Source organism: Pseudooceanicola sediminis, from assembly GCF_003575965.1.
GTDB lineage: Bacteria > Pseudomonadota > Alphaproteobacteria > Rhodobacterales > Rhodobacteraceae > Pseudooceanicola > Pseudooceanicola sediminis.
This window is the reverse complement of sequence record NZ_QWJJ01000004.1, coordinates 44,327-64,649: the sequence shown is the minus strand read 5'-3', so window position 1 is coordinate 64,649 and position 20,323 is coordinate 44,327. Positions and strand designations below refer to the sequence as shown.

The window sequence follows — 20,323 nt, the reverse complement described above, 5'->3', positions numbered from 1 at the left end:
GTGGCTTGCGCTGTCGCGTCGGGGACCATTCATGGAAATGGCTCCGCCCTCGTCATGTCGGGGCACGGCTTGCGCCGGCCTCCCTGACAATGCCCTTAACACTGTCTTCGCCAAAGCTACGAATGGCGCAGCGGCAGAGTTTCAACGTGGTACAAGTTTTTTTTAGATTTTTTTTGAAAGGGCGCATCACCCCTGCGCCTCAGGTCTCACTGGTGCGACGTGATGTGCTGCGCGGGCCCAACCTGTACAGACGCGCAAACAGGCCCGCCGCCACCTCGACCGGGCAAAAACCGCTCACCGGGGTCTGACAGGGGGCCGGCGGACGCGCCGCACGGGTCAGGCAGGGCCCGGAATGTCGAAATCTTCCGGTGCCAGGGTAAAGCCGGCGAAATCGAAGGCAGGTGACACCGTGCAGCCAACCAGCGCCCATCCGCCAATGGCGCGCGCGGCCTGCCAATGCCCGACCGGCACGATCACCTGCGGGCGTTGCCCATCGGCCAGATCCGGCCCCAGCCGGTGCACCTGATAGGGGCCGCTGGTCGTGTCGGACAGGCGCAGCTCGACGCTGGCCCCCGCGTAGTGGTGCCAGATCTCGGTGCTGTCGACGGCGTGCCAATGGCTCGTCTCGCCCTCGCGCAACAGGAAATAGATGCAGGTGCCTGCCGCGCGCTCCGCTCCGGCGTCGGCAATCCACGTCTGGCGGAAATGGCCGCCCTCGGGGTGGGGGGTCAGGTCCAGCAGGGCGATGATCTCGTCGGCGGTCATGCAGGGCTCCTTGCTGGCCTGCGCCACCGGACTGCACTCAGGACACAGCCGGCGAAGCAGATCGGGGCGAGAGAGGGGGGCGCGGTGCGCCGGTTAACGGTGTTGTGCATCGTTGTTTGACGCGAATCATGACCACAGACTATTCAGCCACAGACGAAAAGCCAAAGGCCGGGTGGTTATCCCGGTCGCCGTGCCGCCGCACGGCAAGGTCTTCGCGGTCCGAACCAACGCATTGCTCACGTTAGCCGCAGCGTATCTGCGTCGGCACCCTGCCATCTTTTACCGGAGACTGACATGCCCCCCACGACCAAGACCACCATCATCGTCTCGCAATTCTTCATCTCCGGCCTGATGGCGCTGTTGATGAGCTTTGCAATGTCGATCCTACCCATCGGATTCGCCGACGGCTGGCTTTTTCAATGGATGCAGAACTGGCTGACGTCCTGGCCAATCGCCTTCGTGCTGTCGCTGATGGTCTGCCCGGTCGCGTTCAAGCTCGCGTCGCTGACGTTGCGCCTGCTGCCGATCAAGCGAACGATCTGATCTGACGCCCGCATCGCCCCACGCCCGGTACGCCCGACGCCCGGTACGCCCGACGTGCCGCTGCGCTCCGTGTGGTGCCGCGCACCGCCTGTCGCTTTGCGGTGCTGCGTGCCGTCTGTCGCTTTGTGGTGCTGCGCACCGCCTGTCGCCTCCTCCGGTGCCTCTGAACCAGGAGGGCAGCGCACGCTGCGTTAACCAGGGCATTTCCGCCGCCGTTGCACCGCCCGGATACCGCTTCGATACCGTTCTGATACCGACGTTGAAAATCCGGGGCCAATCGCCTGATTAACCAAAGAAAACCGCCCCGAAGCCCGATCAGGGGCCGCGGGGCGGTGCGCATCAGTCACACCTTGTCAGCCAAGGTTACTTTTTCAGGATCGAGGTCCCGGCATATTCTGCCGTCTCGCCCAGCATCTCTTCGATGCGGATCAGCTGGTTGTATTTCGCCAGACGGTCGGACCGCGCCAGCGACCCGGTCTTGATCTGGCCGCAGTTGGTTGCCACGGCCAGGTCGGCAATCGTGGCATCCTCGGTTTCGCCAGACCGGTGGCTCATCACGTTAGTATAGCGCGCGCGGTGCGCCATATCGACGGCCTTCAGCGTTTCGGTCAGGGTGCCGATCTGGTTGACCTTGACCAGCATCGAGTTGGCGACGCCCTTGTCGATCCCCATCTTCAGGCGGGCCGGGTTGGTGACGAACAGATCGTCGCCCACCAGCTGCACCTTGTCGCCCAGCAGATCGGTCAGCATCTTCCAGCCGTCCCAGTCATCCTCGGCCATGCCATCTTCGATCGAGATGATGGGATAGGCATCGCACAGCGCCTTGAGGTAGTCGGCATTTTCCTGTGAGGTCAAAGACTTGCCCTCACCCTTCATCTCATACTTGCCGTCCTTGTAGTACTCGGTCGAGGCACAGTCGAGCGCGAGGTAGATGTCCTTGCCCGGTGCGTAGCCGGCCTTTTCGATGGATTTCAGGATGAAATCCAGCGCCTCGGTGGTACTGCCCAGCTCGGGTGCAAAGCCGCCCTCGTCGCCCAGACCGGTCGACATGCCCGCCGCCGACAGTTCCTTTTTCAGCGTGTGAAACACTTCGGAGCCCATGCGCACGGCGTCGCGGATATTCTCGGCCGCAACAGGCATGATCATGAATTCCTGGATGTCGATCGGGTTGTCGGCATGTTCGCCGCCGTTGATGATGTTCATCATCGGCACCGGCAGCACGCGCGCCGAGGTGCCACCGACATAGCGGAACAGCGGCTGTTGGGTGAATTCGGCGGCCGCCTTGGCCACGGCCAGCGACACGCCGAGGATCGCGTTCGCGCCCAGGCGCCCCTTGTTGTCGGTGCCGTCCAGTTCGATCATCGACATGTCGATGCCAACCTGGTCGGTCGCCTCAAAGCCCAGCAATTCCTCGGCAATCTCGCCATTGACGGCCGCAACCGCCTCCAGAACGCCCTTGCCCAAGTAGCGGCTCTTGTCGCCGTCGCGGCGCTCGACCGCTTCGTGCACGCCGGTCGATGCGCCCGAGGGCACGGCCGCGCGGCCCATTGTCCCGTCTTCCAGGGTCACGTCGACCTCGACCGTCGGGTTGCCACGGCTGTCCAGGATCTCACGGGCGAAAATGTCGATAATCGTGCTCATTGGGGCGGTTTCCCTTTGCTGATGGGCTGTTGCCAAAGTCTTAGGCTGTCGGGCGAGATGAGGAAAGGGGCAGGCGGCATCTGATTGCGTTAACGTGCAAATTGGTGCGGCCTCGGGCAGATTGGGCGACGCTGCCGCGGGCGTGCGACGCCGCCGCATGTCCTGCCTGGCCCTGCCTGGGGGACGGGCGCCGGCACCCAGCGGGCGGGGTCACTCGGCGGCCCGGTCCGTCTTGATCGGTACGCCATAGAGTTCCAGCTTGTGACCTTGCAGCCGATAGCCCAGCTTGGCCGCAATCTTCTCCTGCAAGGCCTCGATGTCGGGGTCGACGAATTCGATGACCGTGCCGGTGGTGATGTCGATCAGGTGATCGTGGTGATCGCGCTCGGCGTCCTCGTAGCGTGACCGGCCATCTCCGAAATCGATCTTCTCCAGGATCCCTGCGCCCTCGAACAGCTTGACGGTGCGATAGACCGTCGCCAGCGAAATCCGCGGATCCCGTGCATTGGCGCGTGCATGAAGCTGTTCCACGTCCGGGTGGTCGCGCGCCTTGTCCAGGACGTCCGAAATCACCCGGCGTTGTTCGGTCATGCGCAGGCCCGAGGCTTCGCAGCGCGACAGAATGGTATCTTTCTTGGCCATGCGGAATTCCGGTTGGATCTGCCCCAATGTCGCAGATGGCGGGGCGAACAGGCAAGGGGATTAGGCGGTCAGCCTTCCTCGATGCGGTAATCGCGGGGCAGCCCCTGCGTAATTTGCGCCCATTCGCTGGCAGCGGCACGGGCCTGATGGTGGTCGAACGCAGCGCGGCTTGCAAAACACTCGGCAACGCCGAACGTCCCCGGTGTCGTTTCGGTCACGTCGAACGACAGGCAACCGGGTTCGGCGCGGGTCAGGCGGATATGTGCGGGCAGGGCGGCCCGCACCGCATCGCAACGCCCTGGCGGGCAGGACATGGTACCGGTCAGGCGCACCTGACCGGTACCGATCATTCCCACTCGATCGTTCCCGGAGGTTTGGAGGTGATGTCGTAGGTGCACCGGTTGATGCCCTTGACCTCGTTGATGATACGCGTCGCGGTCTCGCCCAGGAATTCATGGGTGAAGGGATAATAATCCGCAGTCATGCCATCAACGCTGGTCACGGCGCGCAGGGCGCAGGCGAAATCATAGGTGCGTCCATCGCCCATGACACCCACGGTGCGCACGGGCAGAATCGCCACGAACGCCTGCCAGATGTCATCGTAGAGGCCATGTTTGCGGATCTGGTCGATATAGACGGCATCGGCCTTGCGCAGGATATCCAGCTTTTCGCGCGTGATCTCGCCCGGGCAGCGGATCGCCAGCCCCGGCCCGGGGAACGGATGCCGACCGATGAAGCTGTCTGGCAGGCCCAGTTCCCGTCCCAGCACGCGCACCTCGTCCTTGAACAGTTCGCGCAGCGGTTCGACCAGCTTCAGGCCCATCTTCTCGGGCAGGCCGCCGACGTTGTGGTGGCTTTTGATGGTGACCGACGGCCCACCGGAAAACGACACGGATTCAATGACATCGGGATAGAGCGTGCCCTGCGCCAGAAACTCCGCACCCTCGATCTGGTCGGCGTATTTCTGGAACACCTCGATGAACAGACGGCCAATGATCTTGCGCTTGGTCTCAGGGTCCGAGACCCCCTCAAGCTCGCCCAGGAACAGGTCCTGTTCCTGCGCATGGATGACCTTGAGGTTCATGTGATCGCGGAACATGGCAACGACTTCGTCCGCCTCGTTCAGGCGCAGCAAGCCATGATCGACAAAGACGCAGGTCAGTTGATCGCCGATGGCTTCGTGCAGCAACGCCGCCGCGACCGAGCTGTCGACGCCCCCGGACAGGGCACAGATCACCGGCTTGTCGCCGACCTGATCCTTGATCTTGCGGATGGCTTCCTCACGGTAGGCGTCCATCGTCCAGTCGCCGGTAAAGCCCGCGTCGCGCACGAAATTTTCGTACAGGGTCTTGCCGTTCGGGGTGTGGTGCACCTCGGGGTGGAACTGGACCGCGTAAAACCGGCGATCGAGGTCGGCGGTGATGGCAAAGGGCGCGCCGGGCGAGGTCGCATAGACCTCAAAGCCGGGGGCGATGTGGCTGACATGGTCGCCGTGGCTCATCCAGACCTGCTCGCGGCCGGTGCCATCCAGGAACCAGCCGTTCATGAAATCGATCCGGGCCTCGGTGGGTTTGACATAGGCCCGACCGAATTCGGCGGTGTGGGATTCACCGGCCTCTACCGTGCCACCCAGATCCTGCATCATGACCTGCTGGCCATAGCAGATGCCCAGGATCGGCACGCCCAGATCGTAGGCGGATCGGGGCGGACGCGGCGACCCCTCGCGCACCACCGAATCCGGCCCGCCCGAAAAGATGATCGCCTTTGGGGCGAATTCGGTCAGGAACGCGTCGGTGACGTTCTGATAGGGGTGGATTTCGCAATAGACGTTCAGCTCTCTCAGGCGGCGCGCGATCAGCTGCGTTACCTGGCTGCCAAAGTCGATAATCAGAAGGCGGTCATGGGATGTCTGGCTCATGCGCAGGGATTAGTGCGACCGGCGCAAAGGCGCAAGAGAAAGCGCGCGCAACGCGGCATTGCCGGGCACGGGGGCGCGCCATGACGGTCGCTGCGGGTGCATCGCATGTCGCTTTCCCCCCTCACGCGCCGCAATCTGCGCCTCCCGCGGCCGGGTGGACGCGCTATCAGGGGGGGAATCCCGCGGCCCGACTCGGCTCTCAGGGACAAGGCATGAGGATCTGCGATGACGGAAGAAGCAGCAGTCGGCGGCAAACGGGTGCGCGGCGGAGGCGGGGCGGCCCGCCGTGCCGCCCGCAGCGCGGTCAGTTTCGACACGGCAAAATATATCGAGCGGAACATTCCCAACCTCGAGATGCTGTCGACCGAGGCGCTTGAAATCATCGAGGCCAACGCCGAAACCGTGCTTGAGGAGATTGGCGTCAATTTCGTCAACAATCCCGCAGCCTTGCAGCGCTGGCGCGAGGCTGGCGCGGATGTTCAGGGCGAACGCGTCCACATCCCGCGCGGACTGGCCCGCAAGCTGTGCGCAACCGCGCCCTCCAGCTTTACCCAGCACGCCCGCAATCCTGAACGTAATGTCGAGATCGGCGGCAAGAACCTCGTGCTCTCTCCGGTTTACGGCCCGCCCTTCGTGCGCGACCTCGACGGCGGCCGCCGCTATGCCACGATGGAGGATTTCCGCAATTTCGTGCGCCTCGGTTATATGTCGAAATACCTGCACCATTCCGGCGGCACCGTCTGCGAACCGACGGACGTGCCGGTGAACAAGCGCCACCTCGACATGCTGCTGGCCCATATGACATTGACCGACAAACCCTTCATGGGATCGGTCACCGAACCCAGCCGGGCGCAGGATTCGGTCGACATGTGCAAGATCCTGTTCGGAGACGAGTTCGCGACCAACAACACCGTCATGACCTCGCTCATCAACATCAACTCGCCGTTGACCTTCGATGATACGATGATGGGCGCGCTGGAAATCTATGCCGCGAACATGCAGGCCAGCATCATCTCGCCCTTCATCGTCGGCGGCGCGATGGCGCCGGTTTCGGTCGTCGGGACGCTGACCCAGGTTTTGGCCGAGGTCCTGGCGGGCATCGCCTATTCCCAGCTCGTGCGCCCCGGTGCGCCGGTGATCTTCGGTGCCTTCGTGACGACGATCGACATGAACTCCGGTGCGCCCACCTTCGGCACCCCCGAGGCCAGCCAGATCCTCTATGGTGCGGGTCAACTGGCGCGGCGCCTGAACCTGCCGTTCCGCTCAGGCGGCGGCTTGTGCGGCTCGAAACTGCCAGACGCGCAGGCGGCTTACGAGACGGCCAATACCCTGAACGCGGCTCTGCTCGGTGGCGTCAACTTCATGCTGCACGCCTGTGGCTGGCTGGAGGGCGGGCTGGTGTCGTCGTTCGAAAAATTTGTCATGGACGCCGACCAGCTGGGCATCCTGCATCGCATGGCGGCCGGCGTGCCCCACGACGCCGAAGCCCAGGCAATGGACGCGATACGAGAGGTCGGTCCCGGCGGGCATTACCTTGGCTGTTCCCACACCGAGCGGCATTTCCAGACGGCCTTCTGGCGCTCGGATCTGCTTGACAACAAACCCTTCGAAACCTGGTCGGACGAAGGCGCGCGCGACACCCAGGCACTGGCCGCCGTCCGCGTGAAAAAGCTGCTCGACAGCTATCAGCAGCCCTTCCTCGACCCAGAAAAGGCCGAGGCGCTGGCGGCCTTCGTCGCGCGTCGCAAGGGCGAAATGCCCGATGCCTTTGCCTGACCACCTGACCGCATAACCGCCCGATCAGCCGAACTCTGGGTCGGCTGATCCCCCGGCACCGGGTCTATTGCGCCGCTGCCTGCAAAAGACGCGCCTCGGCCATGATTGCCGACAGCACCTCGACATGGTGCGATGGCGTATACATGCTGGACCGGTCGCGACGCTGCCGGTCCAGTTCGGCTTCGCGCTCCCACAGTTTCATCACCGCCGCGCCGTGGCGTGGCAGCACCGTCTGCCCCAGCAGCGCAGACAGGTGGGTTTCGCGCCGATAACCATCTGCCGCAATCCGTGCCGCGCGGACCAGCAGGCCGGGGCGGCGCAGCTGCGCCAGCATTGTGTGAACATCCTGCATCGTCGTTTCCTTTGGATTTCCCAGGTTGCAATAGGTGGCACACGTCCCTTGGCAGCGTTGCCTCGGCAGATGCCCGGACCCCATGAGGACCTGAACCTACACAACCCCGACGCGTGTTGCGTCGATCTTTGCGCGGCGAACGGTCGTGCAAGAATAGTTTATCATTTGGAAACAATGATTGCCGTGAGGGTTAATAGTTAACCTTTCAGAAACCTTAACGCCGTTTGGTGTAGATAATTATGGGGATAATTCTGACTGCAAGGCAGGGCTCGCTCGTGATCGATAGGAATCACACGAAAGAACCTGCGCCTATCTGCCAGGCGCATCGGGCGGGGCAGGCGGCACATGTGCCGTCCTGGCTGCCAAATGCCGCGCGTCACTACATCGCTCATATCGAAGACGGTATTACCATCCGCCAACTGGCGCGCGACGCGGGCTGCCACGCCTCGACAGTGCTCCGTCAGATCCGGCGGTACGAAACCCTGCGCGATGATCCGCTGGTGGACGCCGCGCTCAGCCGGTTTGGCCGGCGCGGCAGGGCTGCCCCCTGTCGGGAAAACCAACAGGAGCATCTTGTCATGAAACCGACCGCCTCGACCGAATTTCTTCCCCCCATTACCGAAGCGCGCCTCAATCGCGACGCGTTGCCGGTGCTGCGCCATCTCGCCCGTCCCGGTACTGTCCTTGCCGTGGCGCAAGACATGGATAAGGCGGTGGTGGTGCGCGACCGCATCGATGGCTCGCCCGATCGTCTTGACGTGGTCGGCCGGGATCTGGCCGAGGCGATGGCGCTGAAGGATTGGATCGCCTGCAAGACCCCTGGCCGTGTTTCGCGATATACCATCACACCGACGGGAAGAACGGCGCTCAATCTGTTGATTGCACGGTCAGAAAATGCTGCCCGTGGATTTGCCGAGGGGATGGCGGGTTTCGAAATGCGCGGCGCGCAAGCCGTGGAGCAGGCGCAGGACGACGACGACGAGACACCTCGCGGGCGTGGGTTTGTCAACGACACGCCGGTCGCCGCGCTTGCGCGACGGCGCGACCGCGATGGCACGCCCTTCCTCAAACCCGAACACGTTCGCGCCGGGGAACGGCTGCGCGAAGATTTCGAACTGGCGCAGATGGGGCCGCAGATTGCGCAGAACTGGGATCACTTCCTGACCGCCGGCGTCAGCTCGGGGCTGGGCAAGGGCCGTCCGCGTGGCCCCGAAGCCGCCCGCGACCGTGTCGCGACGGCCCTGGGTGAGCTTGGCCCCGGGCTCAGCGATATCGCGCTGCGGTGCTGCTGCCACCTGGAAGGGTTGGAAACAGCCGAGCGCAAGATGGGCTGGTCCGCACGCTCGGCCAAGATCGTCCTGCGCATCGCACTGCAACGGCTGCACCGCCACTATGGCAGCCTGCCGGGCGACAGCGGCCTGCTGGGCTGAAGTAGCGCTAATTTTAGTAAAATTGCGCGGACCGGTCCAAGCCTCCGGTACGCGTCAAATCTCCGTCCGACCCCGCCGCGGAACTGGTTAACGGGTGGCAGGGCACGTCTATCGTCGGGCCGGGTACTGTTTCGCAGCGATGCACAATGCTCGGCCTCAGCCGCTGACCAGCACCCCCACACCATAGGCGACAACCGCGCAGATCGCCCCCACCGTGACGGTTTCGCCCACGGCGCGCCAGACGTTTTCGCGCGTTGTACGCCAGCGCAGCAGACCAAGCGCACTCAGCGCGCCGAACGTGCAGGCCACCGAAGACCAGAACACCCCGTCCGACGGCGCAAACAGGAAATACGGCACCAGAGGCACCGCCCCGAAGGTCACGAAGCTGGCAAATGTGAACAGCCCGTTGATCGCCGGATTGTCCTCGGCCGGGTCGTGCATCCCGAATTCATAGGTCATCATCAGGTCGGCCATGATCGAGGGGTGATGCACCATGATATCGGCGGTGGCGCGTGCATCCGCATTGCCCAGACCGCGCTGCTTCAGAATCACTTCCAGCTCGTCACGCTCATGATCGGGGTTCACCGCGATCTCGTTCAGCTCCATCTGGCGGCGGGCGTGGTACAGATCGTGCTGTGCGCGTCCCGACAGGAATTCGCCCAGCCCCATCGACACCGCGTCGGCAAACAGGTTGGCCAGCCCGAACACCAGAACCGCCACGCCCCCGATGGCCGCAACACCATCGGCGGCGGCGCCGGCGAATCCGGCAACGATGGCAAAGGTGGTGACGATACCGTCGTTGCCACCATAGACGATCTGCTTCAGAAACTCCTGCATCCGCCCCAAGGCATGTGCTTCGCGCCGGTGTTGCGCCCAATCCATGGCAGACCCTTTCAAACCAAAACGCCCCGAACCTAACGGCCCGGGGCGGTCTGCGAAACGCGATAATTGGCGCTCTGGTTTACTCGGCGGCTTCGACGGGCGTGTCGTCGGTGACGGAAATGGCGTTCACGTCATCCTCGACCGCGCGGCGGACCCCCGCTTCGTAGTCGGGGTGCACGCGGCCCAGGACGGCATACCACCGCTCCTTCACCGGATCCGAGCATGGCCCCATGGCCGAGGCCATGTTGGAATGCAGGCGCGCACGTTCCTCGTCGTTCAGAACCTCGGCATACAGCGCGCGGGGCTGGACGTAATCGGCATCCGGGTCCGCCGGGTCATAGCGGGCCGCGTCACCGTCGATCCGCAGCGGCGGCTCGGCCACGCTGGGGTCTGCCTTGGCCGATTCCGCGTATTGGTTCGGCTCGTAATAGGCATCGACATGGCCGGTTTTCGGCGGAAAGAACCGCATCGACCCGTCTTTGTGATAGAAATTCACATCGGCATTCTTCGCGTGGTTTGCCGGCAGCTGCTCATAGTGGGTGCCCAGGCGATAGCGGTGCGCATCGGCATAGGAAAACAGCCGACCCTGCAACATCTTGTCCGGGCTGAACCCGATCCCCGGCACAACGTTCGACGGGCTGTAGGCCGCGTTTTCGATGTACATGAAGTAGTTCTCGGGGTTCTCGTTCATCTCCAGCTCACCGACCTCGATCAGCGGGAAGTCACCGTGCGGCCAGACCTTGGTCAGGTCGAAGGGGTTGAACGGCTGGTTCATCGCCTCTTCCTCGGGCATGACCTGGATCATCATCTTCCACTTGGGGAAATTGCCCTCGTCGATCGCGTTGAACAGGTCCTCCTGATAGCTTTCTCGGGTCTTCCCGATCAGCTTTTCGGCCTCTGCGTTGGTATAATGCTTGTGGCCCTGCTGAACCTTGAAGTGGAACTTGACCCAGAACCGTTCACCGGCTGCATTCCACAGGCTGAAGGTGTGGCTGCCGTAGCCGTTCATGTGCATCGGGTTGGTCGGGATGCCGCGATCGGACATCAGGATGGTGACCTGGTGGACGGATTCGGGCTGGGCCGCCCAGAAATCGAACATCGCCTCGGGGCTGCGCAGGTTGGTGACCGGGTGACGCTTCTGCGTCCGGATAAAGTCGGGAAATTTGTAGGGGTCGCGCACGAAAAAGATCGGCGTGTTGTTCCCGACCAGATCCCAGTTGCCTTCCTCGGTGTAGAATTTCAGCGAAAAACCACGCACGTCGCGCTCGGCGTCCGCTGCGCCCTGTTCCCCGGCCACGGTGGACCAACGGCTCAGCACTTCGGTTTTCTTGCCGACTTCGGAAAAGATCTTGGCGCAGGAATACTGCGAAATATCGTTGGTAATGGTCAGCGTGCCCTTGGCACCCCAGCCCTTGGCATGCACCACCCGTTCGGGGATGCGTTCGCGGTTCTGGTGCGCCAGCTTTTCGATCAGCTGGTAATCCTGCATCAACACCGGACCGCGCTTGCCTGCGGTCAGGGAAAATTCATTTGTCGGCATCGGTGCGCCGGCGGTTGTCGTCAGTCGCTTCTTGTCACTCATCAGTGGCTCCCTCCAAGGCTTTGCTGGAACACTATGTAGAAGAAATGCGATAAGATCCAATTGCAGTTTCTTGTCGTTTCTATAATCTGCCCCTATGGCTTTGACCCTCAAACAGCTCGGTTACTTTAAATCTCTGGCCCAGCAGCGCAATTTTGGCCGCGCGGCCGAGGCGGTGCATGTGTCGCAGCCTGCTCTTTCGGTGCAGATCCGCGATATGGAACAGACTCTCGGCGCGCCCCTGGTCGAACGCCGCAGCCGTGACGTGGTGCTGACGCCCTTTGGCCGGCTGGTGTTGGCGCAGGCGGAAAAGGTGCTTGAGGAAATGCAGGTGCTGGGCGAAATCGCCCGCTGGAACCAGGGGCTGTCCGGCGAATTGCGCCTGGGGCTGATCCCGACCATCGCGCCCTACCTGTTGCCCGCCGCCCTGGCCGCGATCCGCCAGCGCGACATCGGCCTGAATGTGCAGGTGCAGGAGGGCAAGACAAATCGCCTGATCGAGGATCTGCGCGCCGGTCGTCTGGATGCCGCTGTCGTCGCCCTGCCGCTGGAGGGCGGTGAAGATCTGATCAGCCGCGACCTGTTCGAGGATCGGTTCCTGCTGGCAGGGTCTGCCGCGCGCCTTGCCGCGCTTGGCGAACGCCGCGAAAGCCTGCGCCCCGATCAGATTGGCCCCGCCCAGTTGATGCTGCTGGAGGATGGCCATTGCCTGACCGATCAGGCGCTCGATGTCTGCGGGCGGGGCAGGGGGCATGCCCAGATCAACATGGGGGCCTCCTCGCTCGCCACCTTGTCGCGCCTTGTGGCTGCCGGGTTCGGGCTGACCCTGCTGCCCGAACTGGCACTGGCAAGCGAAGGGCAGGATCTGTCCCTGCGCCGCTTTTCCGCGCCCGAACCGTCGCGCCGCATCGCCCTTGTGCGCCGATCCTCCAGCCCGGACGACGGCTGGTTCCGCGCGCTGGCCGATATCCTGTCGGATGTGGGTGAAACGCTGGTTGCGGCAACGCGGCGGGTCGATGCGCCGCTCTAGCCGGGCAAAGGTCGGCTCCGCTGTCCGGTCCGGCCCGCCGCGCCGATCCGGTTTTCCGCGATTTAGCACCGTTCGGATACCGTACAGATACCGTTCAGATACCGACGTTCGAATTTAGCGATTTCAGTGGGTTAGGTCGGATCTGGGCGGGAATGCCGACATGCGGAAGGCCCGGAGGGTATCTCCGGGCCTTTCTCTCATTCCGAGGCATCGGTCCCGGCCCCTGACCCACGCCGCGGCGCAGGTCGCAGGTCCGTCCGATCAGGCTGCCGCTTCCTTGGCGCCTTCCAGGTATTTGATCAGGTTTTCCGGGCTCGACTCGCCATAGGGGTCTTCGCCGTGGTTGTCGCAGATGCCGGGCTCTTCGAACCACTGTTCGACAACGCCGTCGTTGATGACGGCGGCATAACGCCAGGACCGCAGGCCGAAGCCGAGGTTGTCCTTGCGCACCAACATGCCGACGCGGCGGGTGAATTCGCCCGAACCGTCCGGGATAACTTTCACGTTTTCAATGCCTTGGGCTTTGGCCCATTGGTTCATCACAAAGCTGTCGTTGACCGACATGCAATAGATCGCCTCGATCCCCAGCTCCTGGAACTTCGCAAAGTTGTTCTCGAACCCGGGCAGTTGGTAGGTCGAGCAGGTCGGGGTGAACGCGCCGGGCAGAGAGAACAGGATGACGCGCTTGCCGGCGAAATAATCGGCGGTGGTCATGTCCTGCCAGCGGAACGGGTTCGATCCTTCGATGCTCTCGTCACGAATACGGGTGCGGAAGGTCAGATCGGGCAGCTTGGAACCGGCTTGCATGGCAATATCCTCGGAAGTTCATGATAAGACTCGACGGTTTTCTAGAATTGTTCCAAAAACGGTGCAAGAACGTTTCCGCAGCGCGGCAAGGTAAACAGCCCTGATAATCCCTGATTAGCCTCTATTTACAGCGATTTGCCCGGCCTCTTTCTGCATCTGCATAACGGGTTTGCGCCGCTTGCAAGGCTGACATGCGGAACTGGCCCTTCACCTCATCTGTGGCTATGATAGGCCTCGTGCCGATAGGAAAGGCCCTGATATGCGCGACCTTAAGATCCCCGACCAGCGTCACCCTGAAAAGGCGCACCGTCCGGACAACGCCCAGCCGAAAAAGCCAGACTGGATCCGTGTAAAGGCACCCACCTCCAAGGCATATGCCGAAACCCGCAAGATCATGCGTGACAACCGCCTCGTCACCGTCTGCGAAGAGGCCGGATGCCCCAACGTCGGCGAATGCTGGAGCCAGGGACACGCCACCATGATGATCATGGGCGACATCTGTACCCGTGGCTGCACCTTCTGCAATATCGCCACCGGTCGGCCCGATACGCTTGATGCATTTGAACCGGGGCGCGTGGCCCATGCCGTTGAAAAACTTGGGCTAAATCACGTCGTCATCACCTCGGTCGACCGCGATGACCTCAAGGATGGCGGCGCCGATCACTTTGCCCAGACGATCCGCGCCATCCGCCATCGCAGTCCCGACACCACGATCGAAATCCTCACGCCCGACTTTCTGAAGTGTGAACCTTCGGTTCTTGAAACGGTTGTCGAGGCCAAGCCCGACGTCTTCAACCACAACCTTGAAACCGTGCCGGGCCTCTACCCGGAAGTGCGTCCCGGTGCCCGTTACTTCCACTCGTTGCGCCTTTTGCAGCGGGTAAAGGAACTGGATCCGACCATCTTTACCAAGTCCGGCATCATGGTCGGCTTGGGCGAAGAGCGGCCTCAGGTGACGCAGGTCATGGACGACATGCGCGCCGCAGATATCGATTTTCTGACCATCGGGCAGTATCTGCAACCCACGCCAAAGCACCATGCCGTGGCCAAGTTCGTCCATCCCGATGAATTTGCCGCCTATGAAAAAGCGGCCTACGGCAAGGGGTTCCTGATGGTTTCGGCGACGCCGCTGACGCGGTCCAGCTATCACGCCGGGGATGATTTCGCCCGCCTCCGCACCGCCCGCCTGAAAAAGCTCGGGCAGGCGTAACCGACCTAATTTGCAGCTGAAAAAAGCCGCGGCGCATGATTGATGCCCGCGGCTTTTTTTATGTCAGCTCGTCAAGCCTGGGATGCCGCCTAGTTGGTCACCGCAGGGACCGCCTTCACATAGGCGGCAATGGCGGCGCGATCCGCATCATCAAGGTGGGCGATGTTGCTGACGACATCGGCCATTTCTCCGCCGACGACATCAAAGTCGGGTGTGAAGCCCGAGGTCAGGTATTCGGCGACCTCTTCCTCCGACCATCCAAGCGCGCCGGACGTGATGTTTGGGATTTCACCCTGTCCCGAGGGGTTGGGCGCACCGCCCAGCCAGCGCATGGTGTCGAGGCCGCCAATCGCGTTGCGGGGGGTATGGCATTCGGCGCAATGGCCCAGGGCCTCCACCAGGTAGCGTCCGCGCTTCAGCGCCTCCGACTCGACATCCTCCTGCACCCAATCATCATTCAGGAACAACAGCTTCCATCCGCCAAGCGCGCGGCGGATGTTGAAAGGAAAGCCGATATCGTGGGCGCGGTTCGGTGTCGCATCGGCCGGCAAGGTGCGCAGAAAAGCGTAGAGATCCGCGATATCCTGAAGGCTCGCACGGGTATAGGTCGTGTAAGGAAAGGCCGGATAAAGGTGCTGCCCCTGTGGTGAGACGCCTTGCTTCATCGCGTTGGCAAGGTCCAACGCCGACCACGACCCGATGCCATGATCCATGTCGGGTGAAATATTGGGCGCGTAGAATGTGCCGAAATCCGAGACGAGGGCGCGTCCGCCCGCAAGAACCAGCATAGCGTCGTCTGCTGCGTCGGGGGCGGCATGACAGGATGCACAGCCGCCGGCGTAGAAGACCGTTTCCCCACGGGCAGCGTCCCCGGTCAACCCGGCCATCGCATCATCGGGTAGCCTCTCTGGTCCGGTCAGCCACCAGGCGACTCCGGCAGCGATGACGCCCAGAAAAACGAGGGTGATCAATATTTTACGCACTGAATATCACATCCTGCAATATGTCTTCGTTCGGCTGACGGGCGTTGCACCACGCGCCGGCGGCTCGGCCAGGCCATTACCTGAACCCCAGCGTAACAGAGCGACCGTTGCCCTGTCCTGACGAATTCGTGATCAGCGGCTGAGATTGCGCAGATTGTTGGGGCGGAGCCATTCGGGAAATCCGAAAACCTGCTCCGCGCCCCAGATGGCCAGACAGGCGGCCACAATCACGACCACCAGGACCACGCGCTTTTGCGACGGTGGGTGCCGTACCCAGTTCACGGCGCGCAGCAGCCACATCGGGTTCATTCGATGAACCGGACCTTGCCGATGAACGGCAGGTTGCGATTGCATTGCGCATAGTCGATCCCGTAGCCCACGACGAATTCGTCGGGGATATCGAAACCGATCAGGTCCGCGCGAAAGTCGACCTCGCGGCGCGACGGTTTGTCGAGCAGCGCAATGGTCTGCAACCGTTTGGGAAGGCGCGATTTAAGCAGGTTCACGACATGGCTGAGGGTATACCCCGTGTCGACGATATCCTCGACGACCAGAACGTTACGGCCGCCGATTTCACCGCGCAGGTCCTTTAGGATACGCACCTCGCGACTGCTTTCCATGGCGTCGCCATAGGAGGACGCCTCGAGAAAATCGACCTCGACATCACGGTCGGCGAGTTCGCGGACGAGGTCGGCGATAAACACGAACGATCCTCTCAGCAGGCCGACGACGACCAGCCTTTCGTCACTGGGAAACGTCTTGCGGATTTCCCTGCACAGCGCCTCTATTCGGGCGGCGATCTCCTTGGCAGAGATCATTTCGTCGATGACATATGGACGCGAGGTCATGCTTTCCCCTTGAATATACTTGGCCAGTGTATGACATGAGACCCCCAAGCTAAACCACATCCAATTGCCCTCGGGAGCGACATGCCGACCCATTCAGAAACGCGGAACCTGCCCTACAGCGCGCAGCAGATGTACGATCTTGTGGCGGACGTCGGGTCTTATCCGAAATTCCTGCCGTGGTGCGCCGCGGCGCGCATCCGCGAGGTCAAGCCGATGGGCGATCATGAGGTGATGGAGGCCGACCTGGTCATCTCCTTCAAGGTTTTCCGCGAACGCTTTGGCAGCCGCGTGACCCTGTGGCCGCAGGACCGGAAAATCGACACCGAATATCTGGATGGTCCCTTTCGCTACATGAAGAGCACATGGGCCTTTCGCGATACCGATACGGGCTGCGAAGTGGATTTTTTCGTTGATTTTGAATTCAAGAACGCCGTCTTGCAGGGCATCATCGGCGTTGTCTTCAACGAGGCGATGCAGCGTATCGTGCGTGCCTTCGAACGGCGCGCCGCTGAACTTTACGGCTGATCAGGCCAGAGCTACAGCGTTTCCACGGCGGTCAGCAGCAGTGTCAGCGCATGTTCGACGCTACGGGCCCGAACGGCCTCGCGCCCAAGGGGGCCGAATTCCACCGTCTCGCTCGTGGTGCCCTTTGGCGTGGTGACGCCGAAGCAGACCCGCCCTTCTGGTTTGTGCTCTGATCCGCCCGGGCCGGCGATACCAGTGGTCGAGATGGCGATTTCTGCCCCCAGACGATCACTTGCGCCGCGCGCCATCTGCTGGGCGACCGGTTCGGACACGGCGCCATGTGCGTCCAGAGTATCAGCCTGCACGCCCAGCAGATTGACCTTGGCCGCGTTCGAATAGCTGATCACCCCGCCCAGAACCACGTCCGAACTGCCGGCGACATCTGTCAATGCCGCCGCGACCAGCCCGCCGGTGCAGCTTTCGGCGGTTGCGATACACACCCCTGCCGCGCGACAGGCCGCAAGAACCGCCTGTGCGAGGCTTGGATCAGGGCGCGCAGAGGGGGGCAGGGTATCGCTCACATCAGCACCAGGTGCGCGACGGCTGCCAGAAGGATAACCAGCACGGCCGCCAGAACGCCCGCGATCACGTCATCCAGCATCACGCCCATGGGGTCGTTGCGCCGGTCAGCCCAACCGACGGGGCCAGGTTTCCAGATGTCGAACAGGCGGAAGCCGAGAAAGGCCGCGACCCAACCGGGCCACAGTGCCGTCAGATCGGCCCCCACATGCGCCGCCCCGATGGAAACCGGCAGAAACGCGATCCACAGGCCGACGACCTCGTCAATCACGATCTCGGATGGATCATGATTGTCGCGTCCCTCGGTCTCCTTGCGCGTGGCCCATAGACCCGTGGCAAAAGCGATCAGTATTGCGATGACCAGCAGGACAGGGCCACCAATCAGGTGCAGCGGCCATGCGACGATCAAGGCGGCAAGCGTGCCCCAGGTTCCCGGGGCGGGCCTGAGGTGGCCGACGCCCGCCGCAGTGGCGATAAGATGTGACAGTTTCATGCGCTAACCAATGTCGCGGTGGCGATCGCCGCGATCCCTTCTTCTCTCCCCGTGAAGCCCAGCTTCTCGGATGTGGTGGCCTTGATCGAAATACGGTCTGCCTCAAGCCCCATGATCTCGGCCATCCTTGCCTGCATTGCACCGGCATGGGGGCCGACCTTGGGCTGTTCACAGATCAGCGTGCAATCGATGTTCGAAACACGGTAGCCGCTGGAGCGGGCAAGCGCCACTGCATGTGCCAGAAAGATGTGGCTTTCGGCGCCCTTCCATTGCGGGTCGGACGGGGGAAAGTGCCGCCCGATATCGCCCGCGGCCAGTGCGCCGTAGATCGCGTCGGTGACGGCGTGCATTCCGACATCGGCATCGGAATGCCCCTTCAGCGCCTTGTCATGGGGCACCTTGATGCCGCAGAGCCAGCAGCCGTCGCCGGGTTCGAAGGCGTGCACGTCAAAGCCATTGCCCAGTCGTATGTCCATGGTGTTTTTCCGCTGCTGTTGCGACAGGATCGCCTCGGCCCGCAAAAAATCGTCGGGCAGGGTGATCTTGAGGTTGGAGTCATGCCCCGGCACGATCATGACGGTCATTCCGGCGGCGCGGGCCACCTCGACATCGTCCGCCGCGCCGCCGGGATGTGCCGCGTGCGCGGCCAGGAGCGGTGCAAGGCGAAAGCCTTGTGGCGTTTGGGCGCGCATCAAGCCGTCTCGGATCTGGACCCCGGTCACCTTGCCGTCCTCTGCGCGCCAGAGCGCATCCGTGACGGCCAGACCTGGCGCTGCGGCCTCGGCCACGTTCAGCGCCTCGCGCACGGCGGCAATGACCGACTGCGGAACACAGGGACGCGCTACGTCGTGGATCAGGACGTTGCGGACGACCTGCGGGTCGAGTGCAGCCAGTCCGGCACGCACAGAGGCATCGCGCGACGCGCCGCCGGCGATCCTGATCACCTCTTTCGGAAGGCCGTCCATTGCCATATCATCGGGGTGCAGAACAACAACGATGGGCGATAACCCGGCCTCGCTGATCGCCTTCAGCGCCCAGTCGGCCACGCGACGTCCGGCCAGGGGCTGCCACTGCTTGGCGGTGTTGCCGCCGGCACGGGTTCCGCGCCCTGCGGCAACGATGATCGCGGCGTCTGTCATCCTGCTCTCTCTGCTCGTGTTGCTCTTCCCGAATAGGGTGCCTCGGGCCGGAGAGCAATGGCGGGTCTCCGGGCGGCCGCTCAAAAAACGGGCAGTGGTTCGGGTCTTCTTAGCCAATGTGGCGCGGATTTATTGTTCTCCCTCTCATTTAGGTCTAACGCATAGGCTGTTGCTCAAGGTTTAGGCATGTTCCTCTCAACACTGAACGATAAAGCTGCAAAGCCCGTCTGTCTTGCTCCCTTAGCGGGAATTACCGACCGTCCGTTCCGCGACCTCGTGTCGGGTTTCGGTGCCGATCTGGTTGTTTCCGAAATGGTGGCCAGCCAGGAAATGGTCCAGGCCAAGCCGGGCGTCCGTGAACGTGCCGAGCTGGGCTTTGGCTCGTCCCGCACGTCCGTGCAACTTGCCGGGCGCGATACCTACTGGATCGGAGAGGCGGCCAGGATGGTCGAAGCGCAAGGCGCCAGCATAATCGACATCAACATGGGTTGCCCGGCAAAGAAGGTCGTGGGCGGCTTGTCCGGATCGGCGCTGATGCGCGATCTGGATCATGCCCTGACATTGATCGAGGCGGTGGTTGCGGCCGTGGCAGTGCCCGTCACCCTCAAGATGCGGCTGGGTTGGGATGATGACACGGTGAATGCGCCGCAACTGGCGCAGCGTGCCGAGGCGGCCGGTGTTCAGATGGTCACGGTTCACGGCCGCACCCGGTGCCAGTTTTACAAGGGGCGCGCCGATTGGTCTGCCATCCGCGCCGTCAAAGATGCTGTATCCATCCCGCTCATCGCGAACGGCGACATTACCGACAGCGTGACCGCGGCAGAGGCGCTTGTCCTGTCCGGGGCCGACGGTGTGATGATCGGGCGCGGGGCCCAGGGCAGGCCCTGGTTGCTGGCGCAGGTTGCGGCGGCGCTGCGTGGTGAGACCGTGCCCGATGCCCCGGAAGGCGCAGAGCTGGTGCGGCTGGTCCGTGACCACTACGAAGCCATGCTGAGCTTTTACGGAACCGATCTGGGCACGCGCGTCGCGCGCAAGCATCTGGGGTGGTACATGGACCACACGGGCTGCACGGGGGCCTTGCGCGGCCAGATATTGCGGTCGGTGACGCCCTCCGAGGTTTTTCGGATGCTGCCGGATGCCCTTTGGCGCCGAACCGCGACGGGCGGACCGGGCGATTCCCTTTCATCTTCAGCGACCAAGGCGGCAGCTGCATGAACACCCAGGTTACCGAATTGGACGCA

Annotated in this window: 22 protein-coding genes; 7 read left to right on the top strand and 15 right to left on the bottom strand. The window is 62.8% G+C overall.

The window, feature by feature from the left end:
- Positions 1–336: 336 nt before the first annotated feature.
- The gene (locus tag DL237_RS05475; RefSeq protein WP_119398042.1) at positions 337–765 is read right to left on the bottom strand and encodes a cupin domain-containing protein; all 429 of its coding nucleotides are present in this window, start codon (positions 763–765) and stop codon (positions 337–339) included.
- 294 nt (positions 766–1,059) lie between these two features.
- Here DL237_RS05475 and DL237_RS05470 point away from each other — a divergent pair, with 294 nt between their 5' ends.
- Complete coding sequence (locus DL237_RS05470; protein WP_119398041.1) at positions 1,060–1,308, top strand: DUF2798 domain-containing protein; 249 nt, start codon at positions 1,060–1,062, stop codon at positions 1,306–1,308.
- A 363-nt stretch (positions 1,309–1,671) separates the two neighbouring features.
- Here DL237_RS05470 and eno read toward each other — a convergent pair whose 3' ends face one another.
- The 4 genes from eno to guaA all read right to left on the bottom strand — a co-directional run bounded on the left by eno (position 1,672) and on the right by guaA (position 5,509).
- Positions 1,672–2,949, bottom strand: coding sequence for a phosphopyruvate hydratase (gene eno / locus DL237_RS05465; protein WP_119398040.1), 1,278 nt, complete (start codon positions 2,947–2,949; stop codon positions 1,672–1,674).
- A gap of 210 nt (positions 2,950–3,159) precedes the next feature.
- Entirely contained in the window at positions 3,160–3,591 is a 432-nt protein-coding gene (locus DL237_RS05460) for a Fur family transcriptional regulator (protein ID WP_119398039.1), read from the bottom strand.
- 68 nt (positions 3,592–3,659) lie between these two features.
- The gene (locus DL237_RS05455; protein ID WP_119398038.1) at positions 3,660–3,941 is read right to left on the bottom strand and encodes a putative quinol monooxygenase; all 282 of its coding nucleotides are present in this window, start codon (positions 3,939–3,941) and stop codon (positions 3,660–3,662) included.
- Positions 3,938–5,509, bottom strand: coding sequence for a glutamine-hydrolyzing GMP synthase (guaA, locus tag DL237_RS05450; protein ID WP_119398037.1), 1,572 nt, complete (start codon positions 5,507–5,509; stop codon positions 3,938–3,940). The genes DL237_RS05455 and guaA overlap by 4 nt, the downstream gene beginning before the upstream one ends.
- Before the next feature lie 225 nt (positions 5,510–5,734).
- On the opposite strand from guaA, the gene DL237_RS05445 reads away from it, so the two are divergent.
- Entirely contained in the window at positions 5,735–7,285 is a 1,551-nt protein-coding gene (locus tag DL237_RS05445) for a trimethylamine methyltransferase family protein (RefSeq protein ID WP_119398036.1), read from the top strand.
- 64 nt (positions 7,286–7,349) lie between these two features.
- Here DL237_RS05445 and DL237_RS05440 read toward each other — a convergent pair whose 3' ends face one another.
- Positions 7,350–7,637, bottom strand: a complete 288-nt coding sequence (locus DL237_RS05440) for a DUF6477 family protein (protein ID WP_119398035.1) — start codon at positions 7,635–7,637, stop codon at positions 7,350–7,352.
- A gap of 347 nt (positions 7,638–7,984) precedes the next feature.
- Here DL237_RS05440 and DL237_RS05435 point away from each other — a divergent pair, with 347 nt between their 5' ends.
- A complete protein-coding gene (locus tag DL237_RS05435) occupies positions 7,985–9,067 on the top strand; it encodes a DUF6456 domain-containing protein (RefSeq protein ID WP_233544879.1) in 1,083 nt (360 codons plus the stop codon).
- A 156-nt stretch (positions 9,068–9,223) separates the two neighbouring features.
- Here DL237_RS05435 and DL237_RS05430 read toward each other — a convergent pair whose 3' ends face one another.
- Complete coding sequence (locus DL237_RS05430; protein ID WP_119398034.1) at positions 9,224–9,949, bottom strand: VIT1/CCC1 transporter family protein; 726 nt, start codon at positions 9,947–9,949, stop codon at positions 9,224–9,226.
- 79 nt (positions 9,950–10,028) lie between these two features.
- Entirely contained in the window at positions 10,029–11,531 is a 1,503-nt protein-coding gene (locus tag DL237_RS05425; protein ID WP_119398033.1) for a catalase, read from the bottom strand.
- 94 nt (positions 11,532–11,625) lie between these two features.
- Here DL237_RS05425 and DL237_RS05420 point away from each other — a divergent pair, with 94 nt between their 5' ends.
- A complete protein-coding gene (locus tag DL237_RS05420) occupies positions 11,626–12,558 on the top strand; it encodes a LysR substrate-binding domain-containing protein (RefSeq protein ID WP_119398032.1) in 933 nt (310 codons plus the stop codon).
- 261 nt (positions 12,559–12,819) lie between these two features.
- On the opposite strand, the gene DL237_RS05415 is transcribed toward DL237_RS05420, so the two are convergent.
- The gene (locus DL237_RS05415; RefSeq protein ID WP_119398031.1) at positions 12,820–13,365 is read right to left on the bottom strand and encodes a peroxiredoxin; all 546 of its coding nucleotides are present in this window, start codon (positions 13,363–13,365) and stop codon (positions 12,820–12,822) included.
- 259 nt (positions 13,366–13,624) lie between these two features.
- Here DL237_RS05415 and lipA point away from each other — a divergent pair, with 259 nt between their 5' ends.
- Positions 13,625–14,575, top strand: coding sequence for a lipoyl synthase (lipA, locus tag DL237_RS05410; protein WP_119398030.1), 951 nt, complete (start codon positions 13,625–13,627; stop codon positions 14,573–14,575).
- A gap of 89 nt (positions 14,576–14,664) precedes the next feature.
- Here lipA and DL237_RS05405 read toward each other — a convergent pair whose 3' ends face one another.
- The 3 genes from DL237_RS05405 to hpt form a co-directional block, all read right to left on the bottom strand.
- Complete coding sequence (locus tag DL237_RS05405) at positions 14,665–15,558, bottom strand: cytochrome c (RefSeq protein ID WP_119398029.1); 894 nt, start codon at positions 15,556–15,558, stop codon at positions 14,665–14,667.
- A 132-nt stretch (positions 15,559–15,690) separates the two neighbouring features.
- Positions 15,691–15,867 carry a hypothetical protein gene (locus DL237_RS20700; RefSeq protein ID WP_199671986.1) on the bottom strand — a complete coding sequence of 59 codons (177 nt, stop codon included), beginning with the start codon at positions 15,865–15,867 and terminating at the stop codon, positions 15,691–15,693.
- Entirely contained in the window at positions 15,864–16,406 is a 543-nt protein-coding gene (gene hpt, locus DL237_RS05400; RefSeq protein WP_119398028.1) for a hypoxanthine phosphoribosyltransferase, read from the bottom strand. Before hpt ends, DL237_RS20700 begins: the two co-directional genes overlap by 4 nt.
- Positions 16,407–16,487: 81 nt before the next feature.
- Here hpt and DL237_RS05395 point away from each other — a divergent pair, with 81 nt between their 5' ends.
- Complete coding sequence (locus DL237_RS05395; RefSeq protein WP_119398027.1) at positions 16,488–16,931, top strand: type II toxin-antitoxin system RatA family toxin; 444 nt, start codon at positions 16,488–16,490, stop codon at positions 16,929–16,931.
- Positions 16,932–16,942: 11 nt separating this feature from the next.
- Here the strand turns inward: DL237_RS05395 and DL237_RS05390 are convergent, their stop codons facing one another.
- The 3 genes from DL237_RS05390 to DL237_RS05380 are packed head-to-tail and all read right to left on the bottom strand — an operon-like array spanning position 16,943 to position 19,082.
- Positions 16,943–17,452: a CinA family protein gene (locus DL237_RS05390; RefSeq protein WP_233544878.1), complete on the bottom strand. Its 510-nt coding sequence runs from the start codon at positions 17,450–17,452 to the stop codon at positions 16,943–16,945.
- Entirely contained in the window at positions 17,449–17,943 is a 495-nt protein-coding gene (locus tag DL237_RS05385; protein WP_119398026.1) for a phosphatidylglycerophosphatase A family protein, read from the bottom strand. Before DL237_RS05385 ends, DL237_RS05390 begins: the two co-directional genes overlap by 4 nt.
- A complete protein-coding gene (locus DL237_RS05380) occupies positions 17,940–19,082 on the bottom strand; it encodes a bifunctional 2-C-methyl-D-erythritol 4-phosphate cytidylyltransferase/2-C-methyl-D-erythritol 2,4-cyclodiphosphate synthase (protein ID WP_119398025.1) in 1,143 nt (380 codons plus the stop codon). The genes DL237_RS05385 and DL237_RS05380 overlap by 4 nt, the downstream gene beginning before the upstream one ends.
- A 186-nt stretch (positions 19,083–19,268) precedes the next feature.
- Here DL237_RS05380 and dusB point away from each other — a divergent pair, with 186 nt between their 5' ends.
- Positions 19,269–20,297 carry a tRNA dihydrouridine synthase DusB gene (gene dusB, locus DL237_RS05375; protein ID WP_119398024.1) on the top strand — a complete coding sequence of 343 codons (1,029 nt, stop codon included), beginning with the start codon at positions 19,269–19,271 and terminating at the stop codon, positions 20,295–20,297.
- The last annotated feature ends 26 nt before the right edge of the window (positions 20,298–20,323 follow it).